Below are 16,401 nucleotides of genomic sequence, written 5' to 3' on the forward strand. Positions count from 1 at the left end.
GAACCGGGGAGAATTCGGACCCAGGAGGTCGGCCATGGCGTTCTACCGACAGCTCGGCAGCGTCCCGCCGAAGCGGCACACCCAGCACCGCGACGACGGCGGACAGCTCTACTTCGAGGAACTGATGGGCGAGGAGGGCTTCTCCTCGGACTCGTCGTTGCTCTACCACCGCACCATTCCGTCGGCCATCGTGGACGCGACGGTCTGGGAGCTGCGTGATCAGACCACGACCCCGAACCACCCGCTCAAGCCGCGGCACCTCAAGCTCCACGACCTGTTTCCCGAGCAGGTCTGGGCCGAGACGGATGTCGTCACCGGTCGGCGGCTGATCCTCGGCAACGCCGACGTCCGCATCTCCTACGTGGTCGCGGCGAAGGAATCGCCCCTGTACCGCAACGCGATCGGCGACGAGATGGTGTACGTCGAGTCCGGTGAGGCCGTGGTCGAATCCGTCTTCGGCGTACTGCACGCTCGCCAGGGCGACTACGTCCTGCTTCCGATGTCGACGACGCACCGCTGGATTCCGCAGGGTTCGGAACCGTTGCGTGCGTATGCGATCGAAGCGAACAGCCACATCGTCCCGCCGAAGCGCTATCTGTCCCGGTTCGGTCAGCTGCTCGAGCACGCGCCGTACTGCGAGCGGGATCTGCACGGGCCCACCGAGCCGCTGATCGCGGAGGGCACCGACGTCGAGGTGCTGGTCAAGCACCGCACGTCCCACGGCATCGTCGGGACCCGGATGGTGTACCCGACGCATCCGTTCGACGTCGTCGGCTGGGACGGCTGCCTGTACCCGTACACCTTCAACATCTCCGACTACGAGCCGATCACCGGTCGGGTGCACCAGCCGCCGCCGGCGCACCAGGCCTTCGAGGGCAACAACTTCGTCATCTGCAACTTCGTGCCCCGCAAGGTCGACTACCACCCGTTGTCGATCCCGGTGCCGTACTACCACTCCAACGTGGACTCGGACGAGATCATGTTCTACTGCGGCGGAGACTACGAGGCGCGCAAGGGATCCGGCATCGGTCAGGGCTCGATCTCCATCCATCCCGGTGGTCACGCGCACGGCCCGCAGCCCGGCGCGTACGAACGCAGCATCGGCGTCGAGTTCTTCGACGAGCTCGCGGTCATGGTCGACACCTTCCGTCCGCTGGAGTTGGGCGAGGGCGCGCTGGCGTGCGAGGACCCGGCGTACGCGTGGTCCTGGGCCGGGCGCGGCCCGGAGTCGGCGCAGTCCGGGCGTGGCCCGGAGTCGGCGCAGTCCGTGCAGGGGGACGCGCAGTGACCGGGGTGTCACCCCTGCTCGCCGGCCTGTGTGACGACGCCGCACTGTTCCCGCCCGGCAACGCGCCGCTCGGATCCGCGGTGCCCGCACACTTCGCGCACGAGGACAGTGGCCACGCAGAACTGGTGGGGCCCTTCGTCTTCCCCGCGCCCCGATTGGGGGAGCTGGCTGCGGTACTCGCGGGCAGTGGTCGCACGCTCGCGGTGAGCCTGACCGTTCCGGCCGGCGCCGACGCCGTGCCCGCGGCCGTCGAACAGCTGCGCGGGATCGACGGGGCCCGGCTGGTGGCCCTCGAGATCGCCGTGCCGGTCGACCAGTCCGTCACGGATCTGTTCGCGGGTCTGAAGGAGATCGCCGCCGCCGCACCGGGCGTGGACATCTACGTCGAGGTGCCGCGGGACGATCGGCGCGGTGAGATCCTCGCCCGCCTCGCGGACGCCGGGTATCGGGCGAAGTTCCGCACCGGCGGCGTCGTCGCCGACGCCTACCCCGACGAGGCGGAACTGGCCGCCGCGATCGCGGCGGTGACGCAGCTCGGTGTGCCGTTCAAGGCGACCGCCGGTCTGCACCACGCGGTCCGGAACACCGCACCCGACAACGGATTCGAGCAGCACGGGTTCCTCAACCTGATGCTCGCGACGCACCTCGCCGCGACGGGTGCGGGCGCCGCCGACGTCGTGGCGGCGCTCGCCGACCGCGACGGCGCCCGCGTGGCGGGTGCGCTCGCGGCCCTTCCGGACGAGGAGGCCGCCGCGCTGCGGGGACGGTTCCTGTCCTACGGCACCTGCAGCATCGCCGATCCCCTCACCGACCTGACCGAACTCGGTCTGATGTCCGTCATCGAAACCCCCGCAGCCGACGAAGGAACCCGCGCATGACCGTCATCTCGATCCCCGACGACTCCCTGTTCGGTGTCGACAACCTGCCCTACGGCGTGTTCTCCACTGCCGGAACCGATCCCCGCGTCGGCGTCCGGGTGGGCGACCACGTCGTGGACCTGGCGAAGGCGCTCGGCGACGACGTGTTCGCGCAGCCGACCCTCAATGCGTTCATGGCGCAGGGCCGCCCGCGGTGGGACGCCGTACGCGCCCGGATCGCCCTGCTCGTCACCGGTGAGATCACGGACGACGCGGTGCACTCCGTCGCCGACGTGACGCTGCACCTGCCGATCGCGGTCGCCGACTACGTCGACTTCTACGCGTCGGAGAACCATGCCACCAACCTCGGCCGGCTGTTCCGGCCGGACGCGGAGGCGCTGATGCCGAACTGGAAGCACCTGCCGGTCGGATACCACGGACGGTCGAGCACCGTCGTGGTGTCCGGCACCGACATCACGCGACCCAGCGGTCAGCGCAAGGCGCCCGCCGACGCGGCGCCGACGTTCGGTCCGTCGGTGCGTCTCGACATCGAGGCCGAGATGGGCTTCATCGTCGGTGTCGGCTCGCCGATGGGGTCGCGGATCAGCCCCGACGAGTTCGCCGACCACTGCTTCGGTGCGGTGATCCTGAACGACTGGTCCGCCCGCGACATCCAGGCATGGGAGTACGTGCCGCTCGGCCCGAACCTCGGCAAGAGCTTCGCGACGTCCATCTCCCCGTGGGTGGTGCCGCTGGCTGCGTTGGAGGCGGCGCGCGTCGACACCCCGACGCAGGATCCGACGCCGCTGCCGTACCTGCAGGGCGACGAGAAGTGGGGCCTCGCCATCGACCTCGCGGTCGAGTGGAACGGACACGTCGTGTCCCGCCCGCCCTACGCCCAGATGTACTGGTCTCCCGCGCAGATGCTGGCGCACACCACCGTCAACGGCGCCGCAACCAGGACCGGCGATCTGTTCGGCTCCGGCACCATCTCCGGGCCGGACAAGGACCAGCGCGGTGCGTTCATCGAATTGACCTGGGGCGGAGCGGAACCCGTCGCCGTCGGTGACGAGAAGCGCACCTTCGTCGAGGACGGGGACGAGATCGCGATCTCCGCGACCGCTCCCGGCCCGAACGGCACCCGCATCGGGTTCGGCGAGGTCCGCGCCCGCATCCTGCCCGCGTAGCACCTGTGCGCGAGTTCGGTGGTTCCGGCTACCGAACTCGCGCACAGGGCCACTACACCATGTGGCGGGCGGCGCGGTAGGAGAACACCATCGCGGTGCCCAGCGGCACACCGGGGCCGGGGTACACCTTCTGGCTCAGCGACGCGGACGTGTTGCCCGCCGCGTACAGGCCGTCGATCGCGGTCCCGTCCTCCCGGAGCACCCGTCCGTCGACATCGGTAACCAGTCCGCCCTTGCAGCCCAGGTCGGACAACACGATTCGGGCGGCATGGAAGGGGCCGGTCTCGATCGCGGTCAGCGCGTTGTTCGGGTTGCCGTTCGGCGGGCAGAAGAAGTTGTCGTACGGGTCCTCGCCGCGGCGGAACGCGTCGTCGACGCCGTGCTTGGCGTAGTCGTTGAACTGTTCGACGCTGGCGCGCAGCGCATCCGTGGGCAGGCCGGCCTTCAGTGCCAGCTCCTCGAGGGTGTCGGCCTGCACCCAGGTGCCGGCCTCGAGGTGCTTCGCCGGTGCGGTGTTCGGGATGCTGATGCCCGGCAGCCCGCCGCCCTCACGGGAATCGAAGATCATCCACGACGTCGGGTTGGTTGCGTTGTGCGCGTGCATGGCCCGGCCGAACTGGTCGTACGGCAGCGACTCGTTCAGGTACCGCTCACCGTTCGCGTCGACGACGATGCCGCCGCGGATGCCGACCAGGAAGGCCGCCGTCCCGTCCGGCTGCTCGACGCCCGGGCAGAACCACGCCTGGTCCAGCAGCGCTGTCGCGCCGCCCGCCGCCACACCGGCCGCGATCGCGTCACCGGTGTTCGCGCCGATCGGGCCCATCGACCACTCCGCCTTGCCCGGAGTGCCGTTGTCGGTGCGCGCCTGCGCGTTCCCTTCGATGCCGCCCGCGGCCATCAGCACACCGCGATCGGCCTTGATCCGCAGCGTCTCGCCGTCGCGAACGGCCTCCACGCCGACGACGCGGCCGTCCTCGACCACCAGCGACGTGAGCGCGGTGCCCGTGCGCAGGTCGGCGTTGCCGGTGCCGGCGAGCGCCGCCAGCAGCCGTCCGATCAGGGCGCGGCCGCCGATCATCGGGCCGGGCGCGTGACCCTGTCCGGTGCGGTCCTGGTCGAGTTCGGGGCGCACCTTCTCGGCGAGCTCGCCGATGTCGGCGGGGTCGAGGTCCAGCGGGTTGATCGAGCGACCGGTGTCGAGGCGTCCCTCGGCCCGGTAGTAGTCGGGGAACGCGCGGAACTCGAACTCGATGTTCGGATCCTGCTCGAGCAGTGCCACCACCTCGGGTGCCGTCTCCACGTATGCGTCCTGGCGGTCGGCGTCGACGTCACCGAGCAGGGAACGCAGGTAGGTGCGCGCGAGTTCGGTGGAGTCGGGCAGCCCGGCCCGCTCCTGCACCTGCGTGCCCGGCAGCCAGATCGAGGCACCCGAGTACGACGAGGTGCCGCCGAACAGGTCGGTCTTCTCCAGCACCACGGTCCGCAGGCCCTGCGTGGCCGCGGTGTAGGCGCCGGTCAGGGCGCCGCCACCGGACCCGACCACCACCACGTCGTATTCGTCCGTCCAGTCCTGCATGAGTCCAGCTACCTCCGTCGCATCGAATGTGGTCACAGGCAATCGCAGTGGGCGCGGCGGAGGCAGAGTGGCTCCCACTGAGCGGAACGCGGCACCGGGCGGCCTCGGCGGATGACAGGATTTACGCTCGGTACGACAGCAGTTGACGAAGTGGGGGACCGATGCCGAGACTTGCCGAGGGGCGTGACGCGGCCGAGCCGAGTTCCGTCGAACAGCGGGCACGCCACGGCCGCATCCTGAAGGTCGCCGCACAGCTCGGAGCGGAGAAGGAGCTCGAGCGGGTCCAGATGCAGGAGGTCGCGAAGGGCGCAGGCGTCGCCATCGGCACCCTCTACCGCTACTTCCCGTCCAAGGCGCACCTGTTCGTCGCGGTGATGGTCGACCAGATCGAGCGGATGGGTGTGCAGTTGACGCGGCGGTCGCGGACGCCGTTGACGCCCGCCGACGCCATCTGCGACGCACTGCTCCAGGCCACCCGGGCCCTGCTGCGCTCGCCGCTGCTCGCGACCGCGATGATCCAGTCGAACGCGACGTCGAACGCCGCGACCATCCCCGACGTCGCGAAGATCGACCAGAAGTTCCACGCACTCCTCTACGACGCCGCGGGCCTGACCGAACCGACGGTCCGGGAGGCGACGGTGGTGCGCCTGGTGGTGTCGCTGTGGTTCGGCCTCATCCAGGCCGGGCTGAACGGACGTACCTCCGTCGCCGAGATCGAATCGGATCTGCGCGTCGCCTGCGACCTGCTGCTCGCCGACCTGACGGGCATGCCGCGCTGAGTGATCAGCTCCCGAAGGGGTTCGCCGCCGAGCCCTCTCCCGCCTCGGCGCCGGCGAGCGCGGCCGCCAGCTCTCGGGCGACGCCGACCGGGGTGGCATCGCGGCCGTTGGTGAGGACGGTGACGCCCCAGCCGGTGGACGGCACGAGCAGCGTGACGCTCTGTGTTCCCGCGGTGGTGCCGTTCTTCCACGCGTAGGGCGCGGGGATGCCGTTCCCGGCAGGGTAGAGCTGTCACGCCATCCCATGGTCATGTCGGTAGCGGCCTGTCCCGGTGCGATCGGGTCGAGCATCCGCGGCAGCGTCCGCGACGGTGGTCCGGTGCCGTAGCCGAGGGTCGTCGCAGTCCACACCGACATGTCGGGGGCCGTGCTGATCAGACCGCCGCCGCCGGCGAGGGCGCCGGTGTTGTTCCAGTACGCCGTCGCGGCGCCGTTGTCGTAGGGCACGGCAAGTTGTTGATCCGCAGCGGGATTCGCGGGCTCGAGGTATGTGTCGGACATCCCGAGCGGGCCGGTGGGATTCCTGCGCACCACGTCGTCGAACGGTGGCTGCGCGGGCGCCGGGTCGTCGGCGCAGGCCATCAGCGAGCCGAGCAATCCGAAGCCCCGGTCGGAGTACAGCCAGGACAGTCCGGGTGGTAAGTCGAGTGCTCCGGGAGCCTGCAGTCCCTGCCACAGCATCGCGACGTCGTACGCGGCCTTGTCGTGGGGGCCGAGGTTCGCCGGGTAGTCCTTCAACCCGGAACGGTGGGTCACGAGGTCGGCCAGGGTGATCGACGGTTCCACAGTGTCGGCAGGGTGACGCCCTCGGGAACGTACCGGGCGGCCGGGTCGGTCAGGCGCGAGGTTCCGGCATTGCGGCGCTGCGCAAGCAGGGCGGTGAATATCTTTGTCTGGGAGCCGATCTCGAACTGGGTGTCCGGGCCCGCCGGGGTGTCGGTGGCTTGTCGGCGGTACCGAAGTAGTAGGTGGTGGTGACGGGACCGGCGATGCCGCCGGATTTGACGATGGCGACGGCGACACCCGGGATGGCGCTCAGGTGCCGCGGTACGGCGCTCTGGACGGCGGTGAGTTCACCGCTGTCGCCGGGCTGGGATCCGGGATTGAGGGGCGGCAGGTCCTGACCGTGCGCGAGGGGGCCGGAGATTCCGAGCGTCAGCGTGAGGGCCAGGGCGGCGACGATGCCGAATCGACTGCGACGGCGGGGGCCGTACCGAAAGCGGCGAAAGGGGGCGATCTGTGCGAATCGGATGTACGTGCCGGGACGCTACCGGGCGGTCCGCGGCTCGCGCGTGTCGGCGGGGGCGGACGGCGTCTCGGCGCCGCGGGCGATGTCCGGTCCCGCTCGGTGAGATCGCGACTGCGACGGCGACCGGAATGAATAGAATTCGTTTCAGAAATTGCCGTCGGTAGGGAGTGGGACATGAGCAACGTCGTCATCGTCGAGGCCGCGCGGACGCCGATCGGTCGGCGCCGGGGGCAGCTGTCCGGGGTCCACCCCGCAGTCCTGCTCGGCGCCGCCCAGCAGGCCGTCCTCTCCCGCACCGGACTGCCCGCCGACGAGGTCGGGCAACTTGTCGGCGGTGCCGTCACGCAGGCCGGCGAGCAGTCCAACAACGTCACCCGGCAGGCCTGGCTGCACGCCGGCCTGCCGTACTCGACCGCCGCGACCACCATCGACTGCGCGTGCGGGTCCTCGCAGCAGGCCGTGCACATGGTCGCCGGGCTGATCGCGTCCGGGCAGATCGACGCCGGCATCGGCTGCGGTGTCGAGGTGATGAGCCGGGTGTTCCTCGGCCAGGCCAACGCACCCGGCACCGGCAATCCGTACCCCGACGACTGGACCATCGACATGGGCGACCAGTTCACCTCCGCCGAGCGGATCGCCGCGAAGCGTGGCATCAAACGCGGCGACGTCGACGCGCTGGGTCTCGAGTCGCAGCGGCGGGCAGCGCAGGCGTGGGCGGAGGGACGGTTCGACCGCGAGATCGTCCCGGTGCAGGCGCCCGTCGTCACCAAGGAGGGCGAGCCCACCGGTGAGGTCGCGACCGTGACCCGTGACGGTGGGCTGCGCGAGACCACCGCCGAGGGTCTCGCCGGGCTGAAGCCGGTGATCGAGGGCGGCATCCACACCGCGGGCAACTCCTCGCAGGTGAGCGACGGCGCCGCGGCCGTCCTGCTGATGAGCGAGGAGAAGGCCCGCGAGGCCGGATTGCGTCCCCGGGCACGGATTCTCGCGTCCACTCTCGTCGGTTCCGACCCGTACTACCACCTCGACGGGCCGATCGAGTCCACCCGCGCCGTGCTCGGCCGCGCCGGGATGTCGCTGGCGGACATCGATCTCGTCGAGATCAACGAGGCCTTCGCCTCGGTCGTGCTGTCGTGGGCGCAGGTGCACGACGCCGACATGAGCCGGGTCAACGTCAACGGCGGCGCGATCGCGCTGGGGCATCCCGTCGGCTCCACCGGTGCCCGTCTGATCACCAGCGCGTTGCACGAACTCGAGCGCTCGGACCGTTCCACCGCCCTGATCACCATGTGCGCCGGCGGCGCGCTGTCCACCGCCACCGTCATCGAACGCATCTAGGCGGCTCCGCCGCAGTGGTGCACTTTCGGAGGCTCCGCCGTCCGAAAGTGCACCACTGCGCGGAGCGCCCGAAAGGACTACTCATGACCCTCGGACTGACCGATGAGGACCGCGAGCTCCGCGACTCCGTGCGCGGATGGGCCGGCCGTCACGCCACCCCTGTCGCGATCCGCGAGGCCGTGGACGCGAAGGTCGAGACCCGACCGGCGTACTGGGACTCGTTCGCCGACCTCGGCATGCTCGGGCTGCACCTGCCGGAGGAGTTCGGCGGCGCCGGATACGGCCTGCTCGAAACCGCCGTCGTCGCGGAGGAACTCGGTCGCGCGATGGTCCCGGGTCCGTATCTGCCGACCGTGATCGTCTCGGCGGTCCTGCACCGCGCCGGCCGCACCGCCGAGCTCCGGGGTCTGGCGGACGGGACGCTGTCCGGCGCCGTCGCGCTGCAGCCCGGTGGGTTGCGCGTCATCCGTGACGGTGACCGCATCACGTTGTCGGGCACGTCGGGTCTCGTTCTCGGCGGCCAGGTCGGCGACGTGTTCCTGCTCGCCGCCGACGATGCGGGGACCCTCGCGTTCGTCGTGCAGGGTCGCGACCGCCTCGAGGTCACCGACCTGCCCAGCCACGACGTGGTCCGGCGCAACGCCGAGATCATCGTCGACGGAATCGAACTCACCGAGGCCGACGTGCTGACGCCGGACCCTCAGCGGGTCCTCGACATCGCCGCGGCCCTGTTCGCCGCCGAGGCGTCGGGCCTCGCGGACCGGGTCACTGCCATCGCCGCCGACTACGCACGGGTCCGCCGGCAGTTCGGCCGGGTCATCGGCCAGTTCCAGGGCGTCAAGCACAAGGCCGCCCGGATGCTCAGCCTCGCCGAACAGGCCCGCGTCACCGCCTGGGACGCCGTCCGCGCACTCGGCGAGGACGTCCCGGTCGACGAATCGTCGCTGGCCGCCGCCGTCGCCGCGGCCGTCGCTCCCGAGGCCGCGTTCCAGGTCACCAAGGACTGCATCCAGGTCCTCGGCGGCATCGGCTACACCTGGGAGCACGAGGCGCACCTGTACCTGCGCCGGGCGCAGACGCTGCGGATCCTGTTGGGCTCGAACGCATCCTGGAAGCGGCGCGTCGCGAACCTGACGCTCCGCGGTGCCCGCCGCGTACTCGGCATCGACCTGCCCGCGGAGGCCGAGCAGATCCGTGCCGAGATCCGCGCCGAGCTGGCGCCGGCCGCCGAGCTGGCGGGCGCCGAGCGCACGACCTACCTTGCGGAGCGGGGCTACACGTCGCCGCACCTGCCCGCGCCGTGGGGCAAGGGCGCCGACGCCGTGACCCAGTTGGTGATCGCGGAGGAGCTGCGGGCCGCGACACTCGAGCCGCACGACATGATCATCGGCAACTGGGTGGTGCCCACCCTGATCGCGCACGGCAACGAGGAGCAGATGCGGCGCTTCGTGCCGACCTCGCTGCGCGGCGACATCGTCTGGTGCCAGCTGTTCTCCGAACCCGGCGCCGGATCGGATCTCGCGGGCCTGGCCACGAAGGCCGTCAAGGTCGACGGCGGCTGGAAGCTGGACGGCCAGAAGGTGTGGACGTCGATGGCCCGCGATGCGCACTGGGGCATCTGCCTCGCGCGCACCGACGCCGATGCGCCCAAGCACAAGGGCCTGTCCTACTTCCTGATCGACATCAGGAACACCGAGGGCCTCGACATCCGCCCGCTGCGGGAGATCACCGGTGAGGCCCTGTTCAACGAGGTGTTCCTCGACGACGTGTTCGTCCCCGACGAGTGCCTGGTCGGCGCACCGGGCGACGGCTGGAAGCTGGCCCGCACAACCCTCGCCAACGAGCGGGTCTCGCTCTCGCACGACTCCTCGCTCGGCTCGGGAGGCGAGGCGCTGCTGACCCTCGCCGAGACGATTCCGGGCGGGCCGGACGCCGAGCAGCTCACGGTGCTCGGCAAGGTGCTGTGCGACGCCCAGGCCGGTGGCCTGATGAGCCTGCGCACCACGCTGCGCTCGCTCGCCGGCGCGCAGCCAGGCCCGGAGTCGTCGATCGCCAAACTTCTCGGTGTCGAGCACATCCAGCAGGTGTGGGAGGTCGCGATGGACTGGGCGGGTCCGGCGTCGCTGCTCGGCGAGCAGGATCGCCGGTCGCCGACGCAGATGTTCCTCAATTCGCAGTGCATGTCCATCGCCGGTGGCACGACGAATGTTCAGTTGAACATCATCGGCGAGCGGATCCTCGGTCTGCCTCGCGACCCCGAACCCGGAAAGTGAGCATCATGAACCGCACCTTCGTCGTGGGCGTCGGCATGACCAGGTTCGAGAAGATCGAGAGCCGGGACCGGGAGTACCCCGACATGGTCACCGAGGCCGTCGGCACGGCCCTCGCCGACGCAGGCATCGACTACTCGCAGGTCCAGCGTGCCGCTGCCGGTTACGTTTTCGGGGCGTCCACCGCCGGCCAGCGGGCGCTGTACGAGACGGGGCTGACCGGCATCCCGGTCGTCAACGTCAACAACAACTGCGCGACGGGCTCCACGGCGCTGCTGATGGCGCGGGAATGGGTGCAGGCCGGTTTCGTGGACTGTGCACTGGCCGTCGGCTTCGAGAAGATGACGAAGACGTCGATGACCGGGACCGGTGAGATGCCGAAGGTCACCACGCTCGACGACCAGTTGAAGGTGATGATCGAGAAGTTCGGCTGGGGGACGGGACCGATGACCGCGCAGCTGTTCGGCAACGCCGCCGTCGAACACATGCAGCGCTACGGCACCACCGCCGAGCAGATCGCCGCCGTCGCGGTGAAGAACCACAGGCACTCGGTGAACAACCCGTACGCGCAGTTCCAGGACGAGTACACCCTGGACCAGGTGTTGGCCGACAAGATGATCCACGCCCCGCTCACCCGGTCGCAGTGTTCGCCGACCTCCGACGGTGCGGGTGCGGCGATCGTGGTCAGTGAGAAGTTCGTCCGCGAGCACGGACTCGAGGACCGAGCGGTCGAGATCGTCGCGCAGGCGATCACCACGGACACCGACGAAGCGTTCGCCGCGAGGTCGATGATCGACGTCGTCGGCGTCCCCATGACGCGTGCCGCCGCCGAGCAGGTGTTCGCCCAGTCCGGGCTCACGATCGACGACGTCGACGTGATCGAACTGCACGACTGTTTCGCGATCAACGAGATCATCACCTACGAGGGCCTCGGCCTGTGCGCGCCCGGCGAGGGCGGCACGCTCGTCGAGTCCGGCGCCACCACCTACGGCGGACGGTGGGTGGTCAACCCGTCCGGTGGCCTGATCTCCAAGGGGCACCCGCTGGGGGCGACCGGTCTCGCGCAGTGTGCGGAGCTGAACTGGCAGCTGCGGGGGCAGGCCGGTGCCCGTCAGGTCGACGGTGCTTCCGTTGCCCTGCAACATAACCTGGGTCTCGGTGGAGCGTGTGTGATCACCCTCTACCGGTCCGGAACACTTTCGAAGGAGTCGTAACCGCCATGCCGATCGACGTGAGTGCCGCACTCTCGGCCGCCCCCACCGTCAGCGAGGTCAGCTGGACCGAGCGTGACGTGATCCTCTACCACCTGGGTCTCGGAGCGGGCGTCGACTCGCTCGATCCGGCCGAACTCGGCTGGGTGTACGAGAAGGGTCTGCGGGTGCTGCCGACCTTCGCGATGGTCGCCGGCCGGGGCGTCTCGGCCGGTGCGCCGAGCCGGGTCGGGATGAACATGCCGGGCATCGACATCGACCTGCGCAAGGTCCTGCACGGGGGGCAGTCGCTGACGCTGCACGCGCCGATTCCGGCCTCGGGCGCGGCGATGATCTCGTCACGCGTCGCGAACGTCTGGGACAAGGGGAAGGCCGCGGTGATCGTGTTCGAGCAGTCGGCGACGGACGCGGACGGAAAACCCCTGTGGACCAGCGCAATGCAGATCTGGGCGCGCGGCGAGGGCGGATTCGGGGGAGACGCCGGACCCGAAGCGCCGGGCGCTGTGCCGGAGCGTGATCCGGACAAGGTCCTGGTGTCGCCGACGTCGACGCAGCAGGCGCTGGTGTACCGGCTCAGCGGCGACATGAATCCGCTGCACGCCGACCCCGCGTTCGCGAAGCTGGCCGGCTTCGACCGGCCGATCCTGCACGGGCTCGCGTCGTACGGCGTCGTCTGCAAGGCCGTCGTCGACGGTGTACTGGGCGGAGATCCGGTTCGGGTGCAGTCGTTCTCGGTGCGGTTCGCCGGATCGCTGTACCCGGGGGAGAGCATCGAGACCGCCGTCTGGCGCAGCGGTGACGCCCTCACCCTGCTCGCCACCTGCCCCGAACGGGACGGGCAGCCGGTACTGACCCACGCGACGATGGAGGTCCGATGAGAGTCGACCCGGACGTGCACCCGACCGTCGGGAACGCCGCCGACGGAACGACACTGACGTCGGCCCCGCAGGACACCGCCGTCGATCACGCCACCGCCGCCGCCCGGCGGGTGGTGGACGCACTGCTGCGCACCGACCGCTCCAACGCGAACCTGCAGCGGGTCGCGGAGGAGCTGAACAACATCGCCGAGCACCTCGAGGAACACGCTCCCGAGGTCGCGGAGCGGCTGGTGGACATGTGGCACGGTGAGGGCGTCACCCGGCACGACCCGGTCACCGGACCGGAGAACGCTCTGGCGCCGCCGCTGGTCCTCTCCGGCCGTGACGACGGTTCCGTCGAAGGTGTTGTGTCGCTGAACTTCCCGTACCAGGGTCCGCCCGGACACGTGCACGGCGGGGTGTCGGCGCTGCTCCTCGACCACACCCTGGGTGTCGCGAACGCGTGGGCCGGGCGCAGCGGGGCCACCGCCCAGCTCAACGTCCGGTACCACCGCCCGACCCCGCTGTTCGAGCCGCTCACGATCAGTGGTCGCCTGCTCGCCCAGGACGGACGCAAGATCAACACCGTCGGCGACATCAGGACCGCCGACGGCACGGTGTGCGTGTCCGTCGAAGCACTGTTCGTGGACAAGACCGTCCCCCGTCCGCGGTAGGCGGGCAAGCCCGCCTGTGCGTGGGTTCGGTCGTTCCGGCTACCGAACTCACGCACAGGCGCCGACGAAGGAGGTTCCCGCATGGGCAAGCTGGACGGGCGCGTGGCTGTCGTGACCGGCGCCGGGATGGGCATCGGCCGAGGCGTCGCCGGAGCGCTGGCGCGAGAGGGCGCGAACGTGCTGGTCGCCGAGGTGGACGAGGCGGCCGGCGCGGACACCGCGCGGTGGCTCGGCGACCAGTGGGGCGTGCGGGCGACGTTCCTGCGCATCGACGTCACCGACCGGGCGCAGGTGCATGCGATGGTCGACGCCGCCACCGACGGGTTCGGCCGGCTCGACATCCTCGTCAACAATGCCTGGCGCTCACTGGGATTCGCACGGCTGGAGAAGACGCCGGAGGAGAGCATGCAGGCCGGTTTCGACATGGGCGTGATGGCGGCGTTCTGGGCGATGCAGCGGGCATTCCCCGCGCTGTCGGAACACGGGACCGGCCGGGTGATCAACATGTGCAGCCTCAACGGTGTCAACGCCCACATGTACTCGGTGTCCTACAACGCCGCCAAGGAAGCGCTGCGCAGCATGACCCGCACTGCGGCGCGGGAGTGGGCGCCGAAGCAGGTGTGCTGCAACGTGATCTGCCCGGGAGCCCAGAGCGCGGCGTACCGGCGGGTCGCCGAGGCCAACCCGCAGATGGCTGCGGCGCAGGCCGCGTCGAACCCGATGGGACGCATCGGCGATCCGCTCGACGACATCGGCACCGTCGCCGCGTTCCTGGCGAGCGACGACTCCCGCTACGTCACCGGTAACACGCTGTTCGTCGACGGCGGCGGCCACATCAACGGTGTGCAGTGGGCGCCGGACGTGGACTGACGATCCGCCTTCACAACAGTCTCCGGGCGTGCCCGGTCAGGTCACCGGTGTGGTCGATGCAGCACAGGCGCTGCGTGAACCGCCACCCGCCGTCGCGGACCGCGAACCGGTCGAAGTACCGGCCGGTGAGGATCGGCTGCAGCGGCAGGTCCACGGTTGCCTGCAGAACCGTCACGTACGACGTCGCCGTGGCCTCGGTGCAGTCCTGCGCGACGGCGACGCGGACGTTGGTGGTGACGTGCTTGGTTCGCGGCGACGGCGGGTCGCCGTGCATCCGGACGAATCCCTCGTTGGCCCGCCGCACCGCGGCCGCGTCCCGGTCGACGAGAGCTCCGACCGGGTTGCCGTCGCCGTCGCAGTGCCCGTAGACGGCGTCGCCGAACAGCGCGGCGACCGCTCCGAGGTCGCCGCGGTCGATCAGATGCGAGTACGAGTGGATCAGATCCCGGATCGCCTCGGTCGCGGCGAGCCGTTCGACGGTGTGCCGCAGATCCGTCACAACCGGACCTGCCCGCGGGTGACCTTACCGGTGGCGTTGCGGGGCAACGGTTCCGTGGTCAGCCGCCACCGCGACGGGACCTTGAAGTAGGACAGTCGTTCGGCCGCGAACCGGCGCAACTCCTCCTCGCTCACGGTGGCGCCGGCGCGGACGACGACGATCGCGGCGACCTCCTGTCCGAGATCCTCGTGCGGCTCGCCGACGACGGCGCACTCGGCCACGTCGGGGTGCTCGTCGAGGCACTGTTCGATCTCGGTGGGGTAGATGTTCTCGCCGCCGCGCAGGATCAGATCGGACCTGCGTCCGGTCAGTCGCAGCCGCCCGCCGTCGATCGTGCCGAAGTCGCCGGTGTGCAGCCAGCCGCCGGGGCGGATCGCGGCAGCGGTGGCCTCGGGGTTGTCCCAGTAGCCGAGCATGACGTAGGGGCTGCGAACGCAGACCTCGCCCTCCTCACCGTCCGGGACGGTCTCACCCAGCGGGTCCCGGATCTCCAGTGCGACACCGAAGATCGGCCGGCCCAGGGTGCCGGGGTACTGCTGGACGTCGATCGGGGTGGCGACGGCGATGCCGGTGCTGCACTCGGTGAGGCCGTAGCTGTCGACCAGGGAATCGTGCGCGAACGGCACCTCCTCGCGCAGTCTCTGCTTGAACGCGACCGACGACGGCGCCGAGGCCAACGAGAACGCGGTCAGCGACGACGTGTCGTACCTGCGGACATTGCCGTGCTCGATGAGCCGCGCCGCCATCGTCGGCACCGCACCCCAGTTGGTGACCGTCTCCCGTTCGATCAGTGAGAGCACCCGGTCGACGTCGAACGCGCCCTGGTGGAGGATCACGGCGCTGCCGGTCGCCAGCCGGGGCACCACGAGGTTGTGCAGGCTCGCGACGTGGAACAGCGGCGAGGTGAGCAGGTAGCGAAGGTCGCTGGGTCGGTCCGGGTCGTACTCGTGCCCGGCGAAAGCCCCGGCGAGGGCGTCGCTGTAGCGGTGGTAGTCCACCACGGCAAGCAGGTTGCGCTGGGAATGCAACGCGCCCTTGGGTTTGCCGCTGGTTCCGCTGGTGAAGAGGATGACCGCGGGATCGTCTTCCTCGACGTTCGCGGTGCGCGGTGCGGCGCCTCGATGCGCCTCGATCAGGCGGGGGACGTCCTCCTCCATGGTGAGCACCGGGACGCGAAGGTCGGCGTCGGCGAGCAGCGCGGCCCGCTTGGCGTCCACGATCAGCACCGTCGGGGAGGTGAGTTCGACACCGTACTCGATCTCGCGGAGTACCCACCAGGCGTTCAGCCCGACCGCGACGGCGCCGAGCGACTGAGTGGCCCAGAAGGCGACGACCCACTCGATGGTGTTGGCGGCGAGGATTCCGACGCGATCGCCCGCGCCGATGCCGTACTCCTCCACGAGGGCGTCCGCGAAGGCCGCGACCGCGTCCGCGTGTTCCCGGAACGACATCCGGCGACCCTCGGTGACCAGGTAGTCGCGGTCGCCGTAGGCGCGGGACGCGGTCAGCAGTTCGTGCACGGCGTGCTTCCGCGTCCTCATCACCGGCATCCGGGCGCCTCGGACGTCGTCCTCGACGAGTTCGAACGGCGCGCCGGGTCCGGTCAGCCGGGTGACGACGGCGGCGAGGTAGGCCTGCGGATCGGTGGAAGTGGACATGCACTCGGCCTCTCTGTACTCGAATTGCAGGAAGGATCACACGGAGTGCACGGGGCAGGAGGGGGTTTTCCACTGACCGAGACCCGGT

At 70.1% G+C, this 16,401-nt stretch carries 15 protein-coding genes and 1 pseudogene; 10 read left to right on the forward strand and 6 right to left on the reverse strand.

The annotated features are described in order from the left end of the window. Positions 1–34: 34 nt before the first annotated feature. From ACFYVR_RS08710 to fahA, 3 genes are read left to right on the forward strand one after another with little or no spacing between them, the layout of a single operon-like run. Complete coding sequence (locus ACFYVR_RS08710) at positions 35–1,288, forward strand: homogentisate 1,2-dioxygenase (RefSeq protein ID WP_387471734.1); 1,254 nt, start codon at positions 35–37, stop codon at positions 1,286–1,288. Beyond that, positions 1,285–2,166 carry a hypothetical protein gene (locus ACFYVR_RS08715; protein ID WP_387471736.1) on the forward strand — a complete coding sequence of 294 codons (882 nt, stop codon included), beginning with the start codon at positions 1,285–1,287 and terminating at the stop codon, positions 2,164–2,166. The genes ACFYVR_RS08710 and ACFYVR_RS08715 overlap by 4 nt, the downstream gene beginning before the upstream one ends. After that, on the forward strand, positions 2,163–3,332 hold the full coding sequence (gene fahA / locus ACFYVR_RS08720) for a fumarylacetoacetase (protein ID WP_387471738.1): 1,170 nt from the start codon (positions 2,163–2,165) through the stop codon (positions 3,330–3,332). Before ACFYVR_RS08715 ends, fahA begins: the two co-directional genes overlap by 4 nt. Before the next feature lie 52 nt (positions 3,333–3,384). Here the strand turns inward: fahA and ACFYVR_RS08725 are convergent, their stop codons facing one another. Beyond that, positions 3,385–4,908: an FAD-dependent oxidoreductase gene (locus ACFYVR_RS08725; protein ID WP_387471741.1), complete on the reverse strand. Its 1,524-nt coding sequence runs from the start codon at positions 4,906–4,908 to the stop codon at positions 3,385–3,387. A gap of 161 nt (positions 4,909–5,069) precedes the next feature. On the opposite strand from ACFYVR_RS08725, the gene ACFYVR_RS08730 reads away from it, so the two are divergent. Next, positions 5,070–5,687, forward strand: coding sequence for a TetR family transcriptional regulator (locus ACFYVR_RS08730; RefSeq protein WP_387471743.1), 618 nt, complete (start codon positions 5,070–5,072; stop codon positions 5,685–5,687). A gap of 4 nt (positions 5,688–5,691) precedes the next feature. On the opposite strand, the gene ACFYVR_RS08735 is transcribed toward ACFYVR_RS08730, so the two are convergent. The 3 genes and pseudogenes from ACFYVR_RS08735 to ACFYVR_RS08745 form a co-directional block, all read right to left on the reverse strand. Next, complete coding sequence (locus ACFYVR_RS08735) at positions 5,692–5,832, reverse strand: hypothetical protein (protein ID WP_387471745.1); 141 nt, start codon at positions 5,830–5,832, stop codon at positions 5,692–5,694. A gap of 206 nt (positions 5,833–6,038) precedes the next feature. Then, a pseudogene (locus tag ACFYVR_RS08740) lies at positions 6,039–6,473 on the reverse strand (serine hydrolase domain-containing protein); the annotation flags it as partial. Next, complete coding sequence (locus ACFYVR_RS08745) at positions 6,440–6,688, reverse strand: serine hydrolase (protein ID WP_387472025.1); 249 nt, start codon at positions 6,686–6,688, stop codon at positions 6,440–6,442. The pseudogene ACFYVR_RS08740 and the gene ACFYVR_RS08745, both read right to left, overlap by 34 nt. A gap of 422 nt (positions 6,689–7,110) precedes the next feature. Between ACFYVR_RS08745 and ACFYVR_RS08750 the strand changes: the two genes are divergently transcribed. The 6 genes from ACFYVR_RS08750 (at position 7,111) to ACFYVR_RS08775 (ending at position 14,156) form a co-directional block, all read left to right on the forward strand. Further along, positions 7,111–8,274 carry a steroid 3-ketoacyl-CoA thiolase gene (locus tag ACFYVR_RS08750; protein WP_387471747.1) on the forward strand — a complete coding sequence of 388 codons (1,164 nt, stop codon included), beginning with the start codon at positions 7,111–7,113 and terminating at the stop codon, positions 8,272–8,274. Positions 8,275–8,357: 83 nt separating this feature from the next. Next, on the forward strand, positions 8,358–10,547 hold the full coding sequence (locus ACFYVR_RS08755; RefSeq protein ID WP_387471750.1) for an acyl-CoA dehydrogenase: 2,190 nt from the start codon (positions 8,358–8,360) through the stop codon (positions 10,545–10,547). A 2-nt stretch (positions 10,548–10,549) separates the two neighbouring features. After that, positions 10,550–11,758: a lipid-transfer protein gene (locus ACFYVR_RS08760; RefSeq protein ID WP_387472027.1), complete on the forward strand. Its 1,209-nt coding sequence runs from the start codon at positions 10,550–10,552 to the stop codon at positions 11,756–11,758. A gap of 5 nt (positions 11,759–11,763) precedes the next feature. Continuing rightward, positions 11,764–12,633, forward strand: coding sequence for a MaoC/PaaZ C-terminal domain-containing protein (locus ACFYVR_RS08765; RefSeq protein ID WP_387471752.1), 870 nt, complete (start codon positions 11,764–11,766; stop codon positions 12,631–12,633). Then, a complete protein-coding gene (locus tag ACFYVR_RS08770) occupies positions 12,630–13,286 on the forward strand; it encodes a PaaI family thioesterase (RefSeq protein ID WP_387471754.1) in 657 nt (218 codons plus the stop codon). The genes ACFYVR_RS08765 and ACFYVR_RS08770 overlap by 4 nt, the downstream gene beginning before the upstream one ends. An 81-nt stretch (positions 13,287–13,367) precedes the next feature. Next, positions 13,368–14,156, forward strand: a complete 789-nt coding sequence (locus tag ACFYVR_RS08775) for an SDR family NAD(P)-dependent oxidoreductase (protein WP_387471756.1) — start codon at positions 13,368–13,370, stop codon at positions 14,154–14,156. Between the two features lie 10 nt (positions 14,157–14,166). Here ACFYVR_RS08775 and ACFYVR_RS08780 read toward each other — a convergent pair whose 3' ends face one another. After that, positions 14,167–14,655: a nuclear transport factor 2 family protein gene (locus ACFYVR_RS08780; RefSeq protein WP_387471758.1), complete on the reverse strand. Its 489-nt coding sequence runs from the start codon at positions 14,653–14,655 to the stop codon at positions 14,167–14,169. Then, positions 14,652–16,313, reverse strand: coding sequence for a class I adenylate-forming enzyme family protein (locus ACFYVR_RS08785; RefSeq protein ID WP_387471761.1), 1,662 nt, complete (start codon positions 16,311–16,313; stop codon positions 14,652–14,654). Before ACFYVR_RS08785 ends, ACFYVR_RS08780 begins: the two co-directional genes overlap by 4 nt. Between the last annotated feature and the right edge of the window lie 88 nt (positions 16,314–16,401).

Source organism: Rhodococcus sp. NPDC003318, from assembly GCF_042879035.1.
Classification (GTDB): domain Bacteria; phylum Actinomycetota; class Actinomycetes; order Mycobacteriales; family Mycobacteriaceae; genus Rhodococcus_G.